The following is a 15,881-nucleotide window of genomic DNA, read 5'->3' as shown; positions in this document are numbered from 1 at the left end:
ATGCTGTTTGCGTTGATTTGCAAGGACAAGCCCGGCAGCCTGCAGCTGCGCGTCGACACGCGGCCGGCGCATGCGGCTTTCCTGGAAGGCCTGATCAGCGAAGGCAAGCTTGCCTTTGCCGGTCCCTTCCTCGACGCCGATGGCAAGCCGGACGGCAGCCTGGTGATGATCGATGCGCCGGACATGGCTGGGGCCCAAGCGCTCGCCGCCGCCGACCCCTACGCCAAGGCCGGCCTGTTCGAAAGCGTCCAGATCCGTCCGTGGAACTGGGTCTTCCAGAAGCCTGCCGGCGCGTGATCGTTCGCGACTCTCGTCGCGGCGACGGCGAGAGAGTAAGCATAGACGGGAACGCCATGCGTGGCGGCAAAGCGATGGGACAAGAAATATGAACTACTGGCTGTTCAAGTCCGAACCTTCGGTCTTTTCCTTCGAGGCGCTGAAGGCCAAGGGCAAGGCCGGCACGCAATGGGACGGCGTGCGCAACTACGCCGCCCGCAACAACATGAAGGCGATGCGGGTCGGCGATCTCGGCTTCTTCTATCATTCCAATGAGGGGCTAGACATCGTCGGCATCGCCGAGGTCTGCGCGCTGGCCCATCCCGACACCACCACCGACGATCCGCGCTGGGAATGCGTCGACATCCGCGCCTATAAGGACGTGCCGAAGCCGGTGACGCTGGAACAGGTCAAGGCCAACCCCAAGCTCGCCGAGATGGCGCTGGTGCGGCTCGGCCGGCTTTCCGTGCAGCCGGTGACGCCGGCCGAATGGAAAGAGGTCTGCCGCATGGCCGAGCTCAACCCGGCGCCGTGAAACGACTTACGCCGAAAAGCGCGAAGAACTTCATCCTCGACAACACGGCGCTGATGGCGCCGCCGCATGTGCCGGAAGTGCTTCTGCACCTTGCCGACGAGGCGCATGACCTTTGGCTGCGCACCGAGGAGGAGCTGGCCGAGATTGGCCTGCCGCCGCCCTTCTGGGCCTTCGCCTGGGCCGGCGGCCAGGGTCTCGCCCGCTATGTGCTCGACCACCCGGGGACCGTTCGCGGCAGGCGCGTGCTCGACTTCGCCTCCGGCTCGGGCCTTGTCGCCATCGCCGCCATGAAAGCGGGCGCGAAGCAGGTGATCGCCGCCGACATCGACCCGTTCTGCGAGACGGCGATCGCCATCAATCTCCAAGCCAACGGCGTTGAGGCGCAATTCCTCGGCACGGATTGCGTCGGCACCGACGATGGCTGGGACGTCGTTCTTGCCGGCGATGTCTTCTACGACAAGGCTTTCGCCGACAGGCTGCTGCCCTGGTTCACATCGCTCAAGGCGCGCGGCGCCGAGATCCTCATCGGCGATCCGGGCCGCGCCTACCTGCCGAAAACCGGGCTTCAATCGCTTGCCGTCTACCAGGTTCCGGTGACCCGCGTGCTGGAGGATGCCGAGGTCAAGCGCACGACCGTCTGGCGCCTCGCTTGACGCTATCGCCGAACAAGCGTTCCATCGCGTGTCGATCTGGAGGGGAAAGCATGGATTTTTCGGTCGTGAACTGGCTGGCGGTGATTGTCGCCGCCGTCGTCGCATGGTTGTTCGGCGCCGCCTGGTATATGAGCCTGAGCAAGCCATGGCTGAAGGCGGCCAAGCTCGACCCGGCCACCATGCAGCGCTCGGTCATCCCCTTCGTTGTCAGTTTCATCGCCGAGCTGATCATGGCGCTCGTGCTGACGCTGGTGGTGGGCGCCATAACCGGCGGCGAGCCGAACCCGATCGCGGGATTGCTGTTCGGCTTCGTGCTTTGGCTGGGCTTCATCGCCACCACGCTTGCCGTCAACCACCGCTATGAAGGTTTCGGCTGGGCGCTGACCCTGATCGATGCCGGCCACTGGCTGGGGGTGATGCTGATCATCGGCGCCGTCATCGGCTGGTTCGGCGCGCCGGCGGCACCGGCGGGTTGAGACGGAGGCTCAAGTCGGCGTTTTCGCCACCTCGTCCAGCAGCCATTCGCGGAAGGCGATGACCCGCGCGTCGTCCTTCGCCGCCTCGGGATAGACCAGGAAATAGGCGAATTCCGGCGCGACCCTGATGCCGAGCTCGAAGGGCCGCACAAGGCGTCCTTGCGAGAGATCGTTGGCCACCATGGCAAAGTCGGCGAGCGCCACCGCATTGCCGTCGAGCGCCGCCTGGATGGCATCGGTCGAGGACCCGAAGACCAGCGTGCGGCTGTCGTCGAAATCGTCGACGCCGGCCGCGTGCATCCACATACTCCAGTTCGGCCAGGTCACGCCCTGACGCGACCATTCGATATGCGCGAGCGTGTGGTTGAAGAGGTCGCGCGGTTCCTTCAGCGGCGGACCTGAGGTGAGCAGCGCCGGGCTGCACACCGGGATGATGATGTTCTCGAACAGCCGATGCGCGATGATCCCTGGGTATTTGCCGGTGCCGAAGCGGATGCCGATATCGACATCGTCGCGCTCGAAATCCCTGACGTCGTAGGTGATGTCGAAACGCAATTCGACGCCTGGCTTCTGCCGGCGGAAGTCGTCGATGCGCCGCATCAGCCATTTCGTCGCGAACTGCGCGTCGAGCGTCACCTTCAGCAGTGCCGTGCCGCGCGTCATCTTGCGAGCTCGAGATACCGCCCGGTTGAGCAGATCGAGCGCATCGACCGAGGCCTCCAGCAGCACATTGCCCGCCTCGGTCAGCCGGATGGTGCGGCTGGTGCGCGTGAACAGCACCAGGTCGAGCTGATCCTCGATTTCCTTGATCTGATGGCTGACCGCCGCCGGCGTCAGGCCAAGCTCGTCGGCCGCGCGGGTGAAGTTGAGATGCCTGGCGGCCGCCTCGAACGTCCTCAGCGCCCGCGTTCCCGGCAGCAGCTTGGACATGCGATCTCCAAATAAAACTTGATGATCGGAATAGAACTACTCGTTTCCCGTTTGTTTTTCAATCCGGCATCATGGCTTCATCGAAACACCATAAAACCGGATTTGATATCCGGAGAACTTGGGATAAAGCCATGTCTGAGATCGCCCTGAAGCCCTGCACTCCCCTGGAATCACCCTCGGGCCTGACCGTCTGGCTGCATTCGGTGCGCGATTGGTTGCGCCAGGCTCGCGTCGCCGCCACCTTGCCTGGGGAATCCGTCGAAGACCTTTCCGATCGCGACCTGCGCGACGTCGGCGGCCGGCGCCGCGACATCACGAAAGTCTTGGATCGCGAGTTCCGCGAGATCGGACTGCTGGGGACAGGTTGGCAGAAACCGGTAAAGAGGCAATAGGCAGTAGGCAATAGGGGAAGGAGGTGCCTACTGCCTACCTCACCACCTTCACCACCGTCCTGTCCGACAACAACGGAAGCAACCTTGCCATGGTCCGCGCCGTCACCGCCACGCAGCCTTGCGTCGGCGTGAAGCCCGGCCGTGCCAGATGGAAGAAGATCGCGCTGCCGCGCCCGCGCCGGCGCGGCGCGATGTTCCAGTCGAGCACCAGGCAGACATCGTAGAGCCGGTCGTCGCGCTTCATCCGCTCATGGCTCGCGCCATAGGGGATCTTCACCGGGCGGTTGTAGTTTCGGTCGTCCGGCACCTCGCACCAGCCGAGGTCCGGACCGATCGGCGCCATCGGCAGCCTTGTCCGGCGTCTGCCCGGAAAATGATCGCCCCGAAAATAGCCCGACAGGATTCGCATCGGCGCCAGCGGCGTCGCGCCGTCCCCTTCATGCTTGTTGGCGGTGATGCCGCTGCGCCCCAGCGCGCAGGGAAACACTGTTTTACCGGCTTGCAGGAAGCCCTGCGCGGGGTTGCCGGGGCGCGCTCGCACCACCAAAACGCTCAAGCCCTTCGGCAAAAATGCGTCCGCCGCATTGCGCGCGCGTTTTTTCTTGTATGATCGTGCCACGGAACAAATCACTGTGATCGGCTGTTGCGCCGGTGAGCTTCCGCATAAATGGGGGGAGGTCAACTGAATATTCTTTTTAAAACAACGGATTGATATCCATGACATCACGCACCATCCTGATCGTCGACGACGACGACGACCTGCGCGCCACCCTGGTCGAGCAGTTGGCGCTTTACGAAGAATTCGACGTCCAGCAGGAATCGACCGCCGCAAAAGGCGTTGCCGCGGCGCGCGGCGGCGTTGTCGACCTGCTCATCATGGATGTCGGCCTGCCCGACATGGATGGCCGCGAGGCGGTTAAGATCCTGCGCAAGGGCGGCTACAAGGCGCCGATCATCATGCTGACCGGCCACGACACCGATTCCGACACGATTCTGGGTCTGGAGGCCGGCGCCAACGATTATGTGACCAAGCCCTTCCGCTTCGCCGTGCTGCTCGCGCGCATCCGCGCCCAGCTTCGCCAGCATGAGCAGAGCGAAGACGCGACCTTCTCGGTCGGCCATTATACCTTCAAACCCAGCCAGAAGCTGCTGATCGACCCTCGCGGCGCCAAGGTGCGGCTGACCGAGAAGGAAGCCTCGATCATAAAATATCTCTACCGCGCCGACCAGAAGGTGGTGACGCGCGACGTGCTGCTGGAAGAGGTCTGGGGCTACAATTCCGGCGTCACCACGCACACGCTGGAGACCCATGTCTACCGGTTGCGCCAGAAGATCGAGCGCGATCCTTCCAATGCCGAAATTCTTGTGACAGAAAGCGGCGGCTACAAGCTGGTTCCTTAAACATTTCATGATCTAGAACAATTCTAGGAAAAGTGTGAAACGGTTGGGCTTGGCGGCTTCGCCGTAGCCTTCCGTCCGGAATTGAGCCAAAAGAGTTAGAGCGGTCGGGCGGGACCGCTTCGGGCACGATCCTGGTGCTGGAGGGTGATGGATCGGCTCGTTGCACGCATCGTACGATGCATGGCGGAGCGTTTCTCGCGTGCCCAGGAGGGTGCGCCGCTCCAAAGGAGGGACTGGACTGACCGCTCGGGGACACAGCTAGGATGGCGCTGGATGATGACATCCTCATCCTGTCCAGCGTGAAGCTTTTCCAGGGCTTCACGCAGGAACAGTTGCGCCTGCTCGCCTTCGGCGCCGAGACCACCGTGCTGCAGGCCGACCATAAGCTCTACCGCGAGGACGACGTCGCCGACTCTGCCTACATCGTGGTCAGCGGCTTGATCACGCTCTATCGGGAGCTAGGCGGCGAACGCGTCCCGATCGGCACTGCGGGTCCAGGCACCATGCTGAGCGAACTGGCGCTGATCGCCGACACCAACCGACTGACCAGCGCCTCCGCCGCGGTCGATTCGGAAGTGATCCGGCTGAGCCGCAAGATGTTCCACCGCATCCTGGAGGAATATCCGGAGATCGCGGTGCTGTTGCATGATCGCATCCTGGAGGAATTCCAGCAGATGATAGCCCGCATCGAGGAACTGGCGCCGCGATTTACGGAGTAGCGTGGTTAGGTGTCGATGCGCACCAAGCGGTCGCCGACCCTAATCCAAGTCAAATTTCGCAATCACCGGCACATGGTCGGACGGCTTCTCCCAGCCGCGCGCCGCCCGCAGGATCTCATAGCCGGCGAAATTCGGCACCAGGTTGGCGGAGGACCAGACATGGTCGAGGCGGCGGCCGCGGTTCGACGCCTCCCAGTCCTTCGCGCGATAGCTCCACCAGGTATAGAGCTTCTGCTCGGCGGGCACGTTGAGACGCATCAGGTCGACCCAGCCGCCGGCCTTGCGCATCGCCTCGAAATTCGTCGTCTCGACCGGCGTATGGCTGACCACGTTGAGCAATTGCTTGTGCGACCAGACGTCGTGCTCCTGCGGCGCGATGTTCAGGTCGCCGACCAGGATCGACGCCGACGATTCGTCCCCGCTCGCAGGCACGGCGTTCATCTCATGGACGAAATCGAGCTTGTGGCGGAATTTGCGGTTGATCTCCGGATCCGGCTCGTCGCCGCCGGCCGGCACATAGAAATTATGTACCAGCACCGATTTGCCGCCCGCCTGGACCCTGACCGACAGATGCCGGCTGTCGCCGATTTCGCAGAAGCGGCGCTTTTCCACCAGCTCGATCGGGCGGCGGGCGACCGTAGCGACGCCGTGATAGCCCTTCTGGCCATGGAACAGGATGTGCTCATAGCCTGCCTTGCGGAAGGCCTTTTCCGGGAAGAGCTCGTCCGGAACCTTGGTCTCCTGCAGGCAGAGCATATCGGGCGCGTGCTCCTTCAGCAGCCGCTCGACGATCGGCATGCGCAGGCGCACGGAGTTGATGTTCCAGGTGGCGATGGTGAAGGGCATTCAGGCGAGGTCCGGCAAAGGTCGCCGATCTAGTGCCAGCCGCGCGCCGGAAAGACAAGCTCGCCTAAAGCCCTCGGCCGCTTCAGTGCCGGTTTATCCGCCAGATCGCGTCCTGGCATTCAGCTCGCGGTTGGCCGTATAATCGATCGCAAAAGTGTCGGGCGGGAAGCTGACGCCTTCCTTGGTGTTGAAGATCATCACCGTGGTGTCCTTGCCCTGCGCGTCCGTGATCGTCCACTGGCGCAGATCGTAGGTCTTCGGATCGAACATCATTGTGATCATCGCATTGCCGAACACCGACTTGTCGGAAAGCTTGATGGTGGTGAGGTCGTCCTCTTCCTTGACGGCCTTGACGCGGCCGCCGGAGAGGTCGATCCGATCGTCGAGCAAAAGCTTCAGCGGCGTCTTCGACAACGGGTAGAGGTCGGAGGTGTTGAGCTTCTTGTTGAGGATTACCACCGACTTGCCGTCGGAGATGACGCGGAAGTTCGAGGATCCGTCATAGTTGAAGCGGATCTTGCCCGGACGCTCGAGGAAGAACTTGCCGCCGGTCTGCTCGCCTTTCGGCCCGAACTGGACGAACTCGCCGCTCATCGACTTCACCGAGGAGAAATGGTCGGCGATCTTCTGCGCCGCTGGCGGCACCGCGGCCTGCGCGGCGGCCACGAGTTGGTAGCCCGGCACGAGGTTGAGCGCGGCGGCTCCGCCAAGCATCAGGCCGAGGCCGAGGAGCTGGCGGCGGGTGATGGCGAATTCTGTCTGGGTCTTCATGCCGGTCACTTCCTGTGATTCGTGTGGTGGCAGTACCTGGACTCCCAGTAGGGCTTAAGTTTGGCGGGTACGCGACGGCTCCTCGCAAAGGCGCGGACGACAGTCCGTCGCCTGAAACGCGCCAGACGAGTTCCGGTTGCCAGCTGACCCGGCTTGGCGCCTCACCGAGCCGAGGGTTTGTCGAGATGCAGGTCAGGCCGAGTCGGAGTCGAAGACGGGCGCGAAGCGACCAAATTGGGTGGTTTCCGAGAACCGGAGCGGAGCGTACTTTTCGTACGTGAGCACCGGAAGCGCAGGAAGCCACCCTTTTGCAGGCCGGCATCACCTAAATAATCCCTAGAATTTGTCCTCTTCCGTCGGCACCAGAATCTCGCGTTTGCCGGCATGATTGGCCGGGCCGACAATGCCTTCCTTCTCCATCTTCTCGATGATCGAGGCGGCGCGGTTGTAGCCGATGCCGAGCCGGCGCTGGATGTAGCTGGTCGAGGCCTTGCCGTCGCGCAGCACCACCGCCACCGCCTGGTCGTAGGGATCGTCGGAATCCTCGAAATTGCCGCCGCCACCGCCGCCGGAACCACCCTTGCCGGACGGACCGTCTTCGTCCTCTTCCTCGTCGTCCTCGGTGATGGCGTCGAGATATTCCGGCACGCCCTGCAGCTTCAGATGCCCGACCACCTTCTCGACCTCGTCGTCGGAAACAAACGGGCCGTGGACGCGCTGGATACGGCCGCCGCCGGCCATATAGAGCATGTCGCCCATGCCGAGCAGCTGTTCGGCGCCTTGTTCGCCAAGGATGGTGCGGCTGTCGATCTTCGACGTCACCTGGAAGGAGATGCGGGTCGGGAAATTGGCCTTGATGGTGCCGGTGATGACGTCGACGGAGGGGCGTTGCGTCGCCATGATGACATGGATGCCGGCGGCGCGCGCCATCTGCGCCAGCCGCTGCACCGCGCCTTCGATGTCCTTGCCGGCCACCATCATCAGGTCGGCCATCTCGTCGATGATGACCACGATATAGGGCATCGGCTCGAGGTCGAGGTCCTCGGTCTCGTAGATCGCCTCGCCCGTCTGGCGGTCGAAGCCGGTCTGCACGGTGCGCGAGATCTTTTCGCCCTTTTTCTCCGCTTGCTGGACGCGTGCGTTAAAACCGTCGATGTTGCGCACGCCGACCTTGGACATCTTGCGGTAGCGGTCCTCCATCTCGCGCACGGTCCATTTCAGCGCGACGACCGCCTTCTTCGGATCAGTGACGACCGGCGTCAAAAGATGCGGGATGCCGTCATAGACCGAGAGCTCGAGCATCTTCGGGTCGATCATGATCAGCCGACATTCCTGCGGCGTCATCCGGTAGAGCAGCGAGAGGATCATGGTGTTGATGGCGACCGACTTGCCGGAACCGGTGGTGCCGGCGACCAGCACGTGCGGCATCTTGGCGATGTCGACGATGACCGCCTCGCCATTGATGGTCTTGCCGAGCGCCAGCGCGAGCTTGGCCTTGGTCGTCTCGAAATCGCGGCTCGCCATGATCTCGCGCAGATAGACCGTCTCGCGCTTGGCGTTGGGCAATTCGATGCCGATGGCGTTGCGGCCGGGCACGACAGCGACGCGGCAGGCGATCGCGCTCATCGAGCGCGCGATGTCGTCGGAAAGGCCGATGACGCGCGAGGACTTGATGCCGGGCGCCGGCTCAAGCTCGTAGAGCGTGACGACCGGGCCGGGACGGACATGGATGATCTCGCCCTTGACGCCGAAATCCTCCAGCACGCCTTCGAGCAGCCGCGCGTTCTGCTCCAGCGCGTCCTTCGACAGGCTCGGGTCCTTGGCGACGTTCTTCGGCTCGGACAGAAAATGCAGCGACGGCATCTCGAACGTGTCGGAACCGATGAGGGAGGTCTGCGCCTCGCGCTGCACGCGGGCGCCCGGAACCGGTCGCCCCGCCGGCGCCTCGACGCGGGTCGCGGCATCGGAGCGGAAGTTCCGCACCTTGGCCGCCGGCGCGCCGCGACGCTGGGCAGGCGCCTCGTCGCCGAAATCGTCGAGGTCGACGTCTTCGTCCTGCTCGTCGTCGAATATATCCTGGTCGGCCGGATCGACCGAGGCGCTGCGGTCGTTTACCATGGCGGCGAAGAATTCCGGCTCGACGCGGGCGCGACCGCCCGGGCTCATCCGGCTTTCGGCGAACTCGGCCGATTCAACCCGCTCTGCGGCGCGCCGCCAGGCACTGGCCTTGGGCTCCATCGGCGGCTCGAACTCGTCACGCTCGCGCCTGCGCCGCTCGGCGCGGCGGTGCAGGAAGGCGCGGAACGACAGCCACCAATGGGTGACGGCGCCGAGCGCGAGTATCCCCTCGTCGCCTTCGTCCTCGTCCTCGTCGAACAGCATCTCGTCCTGCTCGCGCGGATCGGGCGCGGCAGCGCGTTCCATGACGGCAAAGCCGTTCTTGCGTGCGATCAGCGCCGAGCCATAGGCGAACAGCCACAAGGTCGGCGCGGCGAGGATGATCGCTATGATCGTCGCGAAAAGACCTTTCGGATAACCGCCGACGGCGATGCCCGGGATCTTCAGCACCATGTCGCCGAAGACGCCGCCGAGCCCGGTCGGCAGCGGCCAGGTGTTGGGCGGCGTCACGCAGCCGGCGATGGCCGCGGCTAAGAGCGCGAAGCCGAACCAGGCGAAGCCGCGCTTCGGCAATTTGTCGACGCCGCGCGCGGTAAACAGGAGGAAGCCCCAGATCACCGCCGGTACCAGCCCCGCGACGGCGGCAAGGCCGAAGAACTGCATGGCGAGGTCGGAGAACACCGCGCCGGCATAGCCCATGGCGTTGGTGACGACGTTGCTGGTGGCGTGCGAGAAGCTCGGATCGGCGACGTTCCAAGTGGCCAAGGCCGCGACGCCGAAGGCGGTGAACAGGAATAACCCGGCGCCGACCAGCCGTCCAACCTGACGCCGCGCAAATGCCTGGATGCCGTGCCCCGTATCGGTCAGCGCGAGCGGTGCTGAGGCGCCTGAACGCATGCTCTTCCCCGTAATCGTTGCCTGGCCGGGCGCATGGCGCATTCCGGCGGATTCGAACGTCAGACTATCGGGGGGAAGGTTAAGGCCGCATTAACCATGGCCCTTTACCGGGCTTGGTCGCCGACAAGTGTGGCAGGCCTCGCGGCCCGCCACCCTTTGCCTGAAACGGCTAAGCGATCGGGCCCGTCAGGACCCGACCCAACCGTTGATCACTTGTGGCCCGCATACATGTTCAGGTTTGCGCAGAATTCGGCGTGAGGCTTGCTCATCGCCGCGTCCTGGCATTCCTTCATCATCATGTCCTGCTTGTCCTTCGGCATCGAAGCCCAGGCCGCCTTGAAGCCGGCTTCCGGCTTCATGGTCTTCATGCTGGAATCGGTGAAGAACGGGGCCATGTTGGACGGCTCATCGAGAGCACCGGCGAGTGCAACGCCGCTGATCATCGAAAGAGCCATTGCTCCCAGGACGATGTTTTTGATGTTCATCAGGTGGTTTCCTTCCCTTTTGTTTTGACGGACGCCTTGATGACGCTCGCCATCCCAGTACGGACTCTGACGGGCCGATGTTTCATGCCGACGGATCAAGTGAATGTGATCGAAATGGCTTGAAGGCCGCCCGACAAAAAACGAGGCCCGGAAGGGTGTTCCGGGCCTCAAGGCGTGAGCCCTTTTCGAGAGCGTCACGACGGGATCTTGGGAGGAATTCCGGGCCGGCGGGAGGATCCGCCGGCCCTCGGCACAATCCCAAACGGTTTCCCGTCCGGAATTGCGCCAAAGCAAAGAGTAGAGCCGGCCTTACGGCACCACTTCGCCATGCTGGGTGACGTCGAGACCTTCGACCTCTTCCTGAGTGGACGGACGCAGGCCGACCAGCGCCTTGATGATATAGAGGATCACGAAGGTGGCGATCGCCGTCCAAAGGATGGTGAAGGCAATGCCGTAGAGCTGCTTGGCAACCGAGGCGTCCTTGCCGAGCGCGTTGATTGCCGGATCGGCGAGCGCGCCGGTGAGCAGCGCGCCGACGATGCCGCCGACGCCATGGACGCCGAAGGCATCGAGCGAGTCGTCATAGCCGAGCGCATGCTTGAGCTTGACCGCCGACAAGTAGCAGACGACGCCCGCGATGATGCCGACGATGAAGGCGCCGGTCGGGTTGACGAAACCGGAAGCCGGCGTCACCGCGACGAGGCCGGCGACGGCGCCCGAGATGATGCCGAGCACCGAAGGCTTCTTGGCGACGATCCATTCGGCGAACATCCAGGCCAGCGCCGCGGCGGCGGTGGCGACCTGCGTGTTCATCATCGCCGCGCCCGCAAGGCCGTCGGCCGCCAGTTCCGAACCGGCGTTGAAGCCGAACCAGCCGACCCACAGCAGCGAGGCGCCGATCACCGAATAGACCAGGTTGTGCGGGGCCATGTTGGTGGTCCCGTAGCCTTCGCGCTTGCCGAGAACCAGCGCGCAGACCAGGCCGGCGACACCGGCATTGATATGGACGACCGTGCCGCCGGCGAAGTCGAGCACGCCGGCCGAGCCGAGGAAGCCGCCGCCCCACACCCAGTGCGCGATCGGCGCGTAGACGAAGACCAGCCACAGGCCCATGAAGATCAACAGCGCCGAGAACTTCATGCGCTCGGCGAAGGCGCCGGCGATCAGCGCCGGCGTGATGATGGCGAAGGTCATCTGGAACATCGAGAAGACGAATTCAGGAATGTTCGCCACGCCCGGCGCCCACAGCGTCGAGACGGTGATGCCGTGATGGAGGAATTTCGAGAAGCCGCCGAGATAGGCGTTCGTGGCGCCGCCGTCGGAGAAGGCGAGCGAATAGCCGAACATGAACCACAGCACCGTCACCAGGCAGGTGATGGCGAAGCTCTGCATGATGGTGGCGAGCACGTTCTTCTTGCGCACCATGCCGCCGTAGAACAGCGCCAGGCCCGGGATGGTCATCATCAGCACCAGCGCCGTCGAGGTCAGCATCCAGGCGGTGTTGCCGGTGTCGAGCACGGGCGCCGGCGCGGCGGGGGCCGCGGCGGTGGCTGCCGGGGCGGCCTCCTGCGCGATGGCGGCGACGGTGCTCATGGCCACGACTGCAAGCGAAGCGGCCGCGCGTCCCGTCGTCTTCAAGGTGGAAGGAATATTCATTGAACTCTCCGTTGGAATGGATGGTCGCCGCTTAGAGCGCGTCGGTGTCTGTTTCGCCGGTGCGGATGCGTACCGCCTGGTCGATGCCGAAGACGAAGATCTTGCCGTCGCCGATCTGGCCGGTCTTGGCGGCCGCGGTGATGGCTTCGACGGCCTTGTCGACCATGTCGGCGCCGACCGCGACCTCGATCTTGATCTTGGGCAGGAAGCTGACCGCGTATTCCGCGCCGCGATAGATTTCGGTATGCCCCTTCTGACGCCCGTAGCCTTTGACCTCGGTGACGGTCAGGCCCTGGATGCCGACGGCGGTTAGCGCTTCGCGCACCTCGTCGAGCTTGAACGGCTTGATGATTGCCATCACGATTTTCATAAGGTTTCACCCTTTGCTGTTGCGGTCCCCCGCGTTTGCACACCTTCACCGATCCCGAGGAGCCGGAGAGTGCCCGATAGGATTCAAGCTCCGTGCCAGTTGCCGAAGCAGGGTGTTAACCTGTTGTAAACAAAGGGATGGCCGGCCGGTGCACATCATTCGCGCACAGCTTGGCGGGCATCCAAGCCTAAAAAGGAGGCAGAAAATCAAAAATGCGCTTTTTGCAGGCAGGCACAGAAAGCCGGCTCAGCGTTTGAGCCGGATGAGCCCTTCCTGGGCAACCGAGGCGATCAGTGTTCCGTCCCGCGCGAACAGCGAACCGCGGGTGAAGCCGCGCGACCCTTGCGTCGACGGGCTGTCCTGGTTGTAGAGGATCCAGTCGTCGAGCGAATGGCTGCGGTGGAACCACATGGCGTGGTCGAGGCTGGCGGCCTGGATGTCGCGGTCGAAGATGGCGCGGCCATGCGCGAATGTCGAGGTGTCGAGCAGCGTCATGTCCGAGAGATAGGCGAGCACGGCCGCCTGCGTCGCGCGATTCTCCGGCACCGGGCCGGTGGTGCGTATCCAGATGTTCTGCTGCGGCTCCAGCTTCTCGCGGCTGGTATAGTGCTTCAGCATCACCGGCTTCATCTCGATCGGCCGGTCGCGCTCCCAGTAGCGCCTGATGCCTTCGGGCACTGCCTCGCCGAACTTGCCGAGCAGCTCGCGCTGGGTGAGCAGCGTGTCGGGCGCCGGCACGTCGCGCGGCATCGGCAGCTGGTGCTCGAGCCCGACCTCATCCTGCTGGAAGGACGCCTCCAGCGAGAAGATCGCCTGTCCGTGCTGGATCGCCACGACCCGGCGCGTGGTGAAGGAGCCGCCGTCGCGGATGCGGTCGACCTCGTAGACGATGGGCAGCTTGGTGTCGCCCGGCCGCATGAAATAGCCGTGCAGCGAATGCACATGGCGTTCCGGCTCCACGGTGCGCTGTGCAGCCACCAGCGCCTGCGCGATGGTCTGGCCGCCGAAGACGCGCTGCCAGTCGACCTTGGGGCTGCGACCACGATACAGATTGTGTTCGAGCTGCTCGAGGTCGAGAATATCGAGAAGCTCGTCCATGGCCGCGGTCATGTTTGAAATCCTTCAAGGATGTGCCATGGCCGGTTTCGGACAGGACGCGCAGGCAGTCAAGGCCGCAGACGGCAGCCGGCCGAAGTCGCGAAAGGATGATGCCATGGTCGATCGCAAGCCGAAGGAAGCGGAAGCGAACGGGAGCCGCGAGGCGCCGCTCGACGTGCTCATCGCCGGCGCCGGCTATGTTGGCCTCACCGCCGCAGTGTCGCTGAAGCAGGCGCGCCCTAGCCTCGCCGTCGCCATCGTCGATGCGGCCCCCGCCGGCGTCTGGCAGAAGGACGGCCGCGCTTCGGCAATCGCGGCGGCCGCCAGCCGCATGCTGGAGCAGCTCGGCGTCTGGGAGGAGATTGCGCCCGAAGCGCAGGCGATCACCGAAATGATCATCACCGACTCCCGCGCCGCCGACCTGGTGCGTCCGGTGTTCTTGACCTTCGACGGCGAGGTGGCGCCCGGCGAGCCTTTCGCCCATATGGTCGCCAACCGCGACCTGAACGGCGCGTTGCGCCGGCGCGCCGAGAAGCTTGGCATCGACATCATCGAGGGCATGGCGGTCAGCGCCTTCGACACCAATGGCGCCGGCGTCACCGTGCATCTGGCCGACGGCGCGACGCTCAAGGCGCGGCTGCTGGTCGCCGCTGACGGCGTCAATTCGAAGCTTCGCGATATGGCCGGCATCAAGACGGTGAAGTGGGAATACGGCCAGTCCGGCATCGTCTGCACGGTGGCGCATGAGCGCCCGCACAACGGCCGCGCCGAAGAGCATTTCCTTCCCGCCGGCCCCTTCGCCACGCTGCCTCTGAAGCCGGACAAGGACGGCACCAACCGCTCGTCGATCGTCTGGGTGGAGCGCACGCAAGATGCCAAGGCGCTGGTCGAGGGCGACGAGTTCGTCTTCGAGCACGATTTGGAGCAGCGCTTCGGCCTGAAGCTCGGCGAAATCCGCGTCGCCGACAAGCCGCGCGCCTGGCCGCTCGGCCTGACGCTCGCCCGCGCCTTCGTCGCGCCGCGCATCGCGCTTGCCGGTGACGCCGCGCACGGCATCCACCCGATCGCCGGCCAAGGCCTCAATCTCGGCTTCAAGGATGTCGCGGCGCTCGCCGAAGTGGTGGTGGAGGCCGACCGGCTCGGCCAGGATATCGGCGCCCTCGACGTGCTCGATCGTTACCAGCAATGGCGCCGCTTCGACACGCTGCAGATGGGCGTCACCACCGACGTCTTGAACCGGCTGTTCTCCAACGACATCGGCCCCCTGCGCGCCGCGCGCGATCTCGGCCTCGGCCTCGTCGAGCGCATGCCGAGGCTGAAAGAGTTCTTCATCCGCCAAGCCTCAGGCTTGTCCGGCGACACGCCAAGGCTGCTGAAGGGCGAGGCGATCTGAACGCTTCGCAACTGGCGGAAGCCTCCACGACGTCGTCATCCACGGGCGGAGCGACGCGAAGCGGAGCGCAGACCCGAGGATCCATTCCGTGACTTAATCGCAGGGTGCAGCGGAGCAGAATTCTGCACCGCTGCAGCGCCGCTGCACGACGCGGATCATGACCCTGGTATGTCGTAGATCGCCCTGACCTCGACGGTGCCGAGCTCGGCCAACGGAACGCGGTCGGCGATCGCCAGCGCCTCGTCGAGATCCGCCGCCTCGACCATGAGGAAGCCCAGCAATTGCTCCTTGGTTTCGGCGAAGGGGCCGTCGGTCGCCAGCCGCTTGCCTTGGCGCCGCCTGAGCGACTTCGACATCTTCACCGGCTGCAGCGCCTGCGCGACGATCAGCTTGCCCTGCCTCTCCAGTTCCCCGTCATAGGCCAGCGAATCGGCGTCGAGCTTGGCCGATTCCTGCGAGCTCAGCGCGAAGAGGTCCTTTTCCTGACCATAGACCAAAAGCACATATTTCATTCCCAGCTCCCTTGTCGCGATGAACCATAGGATGCGATCCGAACAGTGTCAGCCGCGCCTCTGGCTGCCGCGGCATCGTCGAGAAGGCACGCGGCAACCCCAATGACGGCAACCGCCAGCAAAAGCCGGCCGAAGCCGGATGGCGGCAAATCCAGCCAGAAATCTTCCTTGCGTTGCGGCTGTGCCGCCTGAACGCTGCCAGAAAACAGATTGTCCATGCGAGCCTCCGTCCGGCCGTCAAGTCGTGGCCGCCCGCAAGACGCTCCGGCCCGATCGCAGGGCTATCGCATATGAGTAAAGAGCTCATAGAAGAAGTCTCTGCTCCAGTTGGCTCTTCGCATTTTGCTTGCGAT

At 64.2% G+C, this 15,881-nt stretch carries 19 protein-coding genes; 8 read left to right on the top strand and 11 right to left on the bottom strand.

Annotated features, from left to right (window positions below; genetic code table 11):
* The 4 genes from FJW06_RS20135 (at position 1) to FJW06_RS20120 (ending at position 1,940) form a co-directional block, all read left to right on the top strand.
* Positions 1–297 carry a YciI-like protein gene (locus tag FJW06_RS20135; protein WP_140753950.1) on the top strand — a complete coding sequence of 99 codons (297 nt, stop codon included), beginning with the start codon at positions 1–3 and terminating at the stop codon, positions 295–297.
* An 88-nt stretch (positions 298–385) separates the two neighbouring features.
* Positions 386–811 carry an EVE domain-containing protein gene (locus FJW06_RS20130; RefSeq protein WP_140753949.1) on the top strand — a complete coding sequence of 142 codons (426 nt, stop codon included), beginning with the start codon at positions 386–388 and terminating at the stop codon, positions 809–811.
* Complete coding sequence (locus FJW06_RS20125; protein ID WP_181178461.1) at positions 766–1,464, top strand: methyltransferase; 699 nt, start codon at positions 766–768, stop codon at positions 1,462–1,464. The genes FJW06_RS20130 and FJW06_RS20125 overlap by 46 nt, the downstream gene beginning before the upstream one ends.
* Positions 1,465–1,514: 50 nt before the next feature.
* A complete protein-coding gene (locus FJW06_RS20120; protein ID WP_140753947.1) occupies positions 1,515–1,940 on the top strand; it encodes a DUF1761 domain-containing protein in 426 nt (141 codons plus the stop codon).
* 9 nt (positions 1,941–1,949) lie between these two features.
* On the opposite strand, the gene gcvA is transcribed toward FJW06_RS20120, so the two are convergent.
* Entirely contained in the window at positions 1,950–2,870 is a 921-nt protein-coding gene (gene gcvA / locus FJW06_RS20115; protein WP_140753946.1) for a transcriptional regulator GcvA, read from the bottom strand.
* A 131-nt stretch (positions 2,871–3,001) separates the two neighbouring features.
* Between gcvA and FJW06_RS20110 the strand changes: the two genes are divergently transcribed.
* The gene (locus FJW06_RS20110) at positions 3,002–3,262 is read left to right on the top strand and encodes a hypothetical protein (protein ID WP_140753945.1); all 261 of its coding nucleotides are present in this window, start codon (positions 3,002–3,004) and stop codon (positions 3,260–3,262) included.
* Between the two features lie 34 nt (positions 3,263–3,296).
* Here FJW06_RS20110 and FJW06_RS20105 read toward each other — a convergent pair whose 3' ends face one another.
* Positions 3,297–3,803, bottom strand: a complete 507-nt coding sequence (locus tag FJW06_RS20105) for a L,D-transpeptidase (RefSeq protein ID WP_246674730.1) — start codon at positions 3,801–3,803, stop codon at positions 3,297–3,299.
* 176 nt (positions 3,804–3,979) lie between these two features.
* On the opposite strand from FJW06_RS20105, the gene FJW06_RS20100 reads away from it, so the two are divergent.
* Positions 3,980–4,663, top strand: coding sequence for a response regulator transcription factor (locus FJW06_RS20100; protein ID WP_027169089.1), 684 nt, complete (start codon positions 3,980–3,982; stop codon positions 4,661–4,663).
* Between the two features lie 263 nt (positions 4,664–4,926).
* Positions 4,927–5,382, top strand: coding sequence for a cyclic nucleotide-binding domain-containing protein (locus tag FJW06_RS20095; protein ID WP_140753944.1), 456 nt, complete (start codon positions 4,927–4,929; stop codon positions 5,380–5,382).
* Positions 5,383–5,421: 39 nt separating this feature from the next.
* On the opposite strand, the gene xth is transcribed toward FJW06_RS20095, so the two are convergent.
* From xth to tesB, 7 genes are all read right to left on the bottom strand, one after another.
* Positions 5,422–6,228 carry an exodeoxyribonuclease III gene (xth, locus tag FJW06_RS20090; protein ID WP_140753943.1) on the bottom strand — a complete coding sequence of 269 codons (807 nt, stop codon included), beginning with the start codon at positions 6,226–6,228 and terminating at the stop codon, positions 5,422–5,424.
* Between the two features lie 93 nt (positions 6,229–6,321).
* Entirely contained in the window at positions 6,322–6,999 is a 678-nt protein-coding gene (locus FJW06_RS20085) for an outer membrane lipoprotein carrier protein LolA (RefSeq protein WP_140753942.1), read from the bottom strand.
* Between the two features lie 336 nt (positions 7,000–7,335).
* On the bottom strand, positions 7,336–10,014 hold the full coding sequence (locus tag FJW06_RS20080) for a DNA translocase FtsK (RefSeq protein ID WP_140753941.1): 2,679 nt from the start codon (positions 10,012–10,014) through the stop codon (positions 7,336–7,338).
* 209 nt (positions 10,015–10,223) lie between these two features.
* On the bottom strand, positions 10,224–10,499 hold the full coding sequence (locus FJW06_RS20075; protein WP_140753940.1) for a hypothetical protein: 276 nt from the start codon (positions 10,497–10,499) through the stop codon (positions 10,224–10,226).
* Positions 10,500–10,808: 309 nt separating this feature from the next.
* Complete coding sequence (locus tag FJW06_RS20070; protein WP_281404891.1) at positions 10,809–12,092, bottom strand: ammonium transporter; 1,284 nt, start codon at positions 12,090–12,092, stop codon at positions 10,809–10,811.
* A gap of 94 nt (positions 12,093–12,186) precedes the next feature.
* Positions 12,187–12,525 carry a P-II family nitrogen regulator gene (locus FJW06_RS20065; RefSeq protein WP_006327120.1) on the bottom strand — a complete coding sequence of 113 codons (339 nt, stop codon included), beginning with the start codon at positions 12,523–12,525 and terminating at the stop codon, positions 12,187–12,189.
* A gap of 246 nt (positions 12,526–12,771) precedes the next feature.
* Complete coding sequence (gene tesB, locus FJW06_RS20060; protein ID WP_140646056.1) at positions 12,772–13,635, bottom strand: acyl-CoA thioesterase II; 864 nt, start codon at positions 13,633–13,635, stop codon at positions 12,772–12,774.
* 103 nt (positions 13,636–13,738) lie between these two features.
* Between tesB and FJW06_RS20055 the strand changes: the two genes are divergently transcribed.
* Positions 13,739–15,016 carry a ubiquinone biosynthesis hydroxylase gene (locus FJW06_RS20055; RefSeq protein WP_140754042.1) on the top strand — a complete coding sequence of 426 codons (1,278 nt, stop codon included), beginning with the start codon at positions 13,739–13,741 and terminating at the stop codon, positions 15,014–15,016.
* A 155-nt stretch (positions 15,017–15,171) separates the two neighbouring features.
* Here FJW06_RS20055 and FJW06_RS20050 read toward each other — a convergent pair whose 3' ends face one another.
* Together FJW06_RS20050 and FJW06_RS20045 are read right to left on the bottom strand one after the other, a co-directional pair.
* Positions 15,172–15,528, bottom strand: a complete 357-nt coding sequence (locus FJW06_RS20050) for a YciI family protein (RefSeq protein WP_140753938.1) — start codon at positions 15,526–15,528, stop codon at positions 15,172–15,174.
* Entirely contained in the window at positions 15,525–15,746 is a 222-nt protein-coding gene (locus FJW06_RS20045; protein WP_140753937.1) for a hypothetical protein, read from the bottom strand. The genes FJW06_RS20050 and FJW06_RS20045 overlap by 4 nt, the downstream gene beginning before the upstream one ends.
* Between the last annotated feature and the right edge of the window lie 135 nt (positions 15,747–15,881).

The sequence above is a fragment of the Mesorhizobium sp. B4-1-3 genome (assembly GCF_006439355.1).
Classification (GTDB): Bacteria; Pseudomonadota; Alphaproteobacteria; order Rhizobiales; family Rhizobiaceae; genus Mesorhizobium.
The sequence above is the reverse complement of the archived record's forward strand: the minus strand, read 5'-3'. Positions and strand labels throughout refer to the sequence as shown.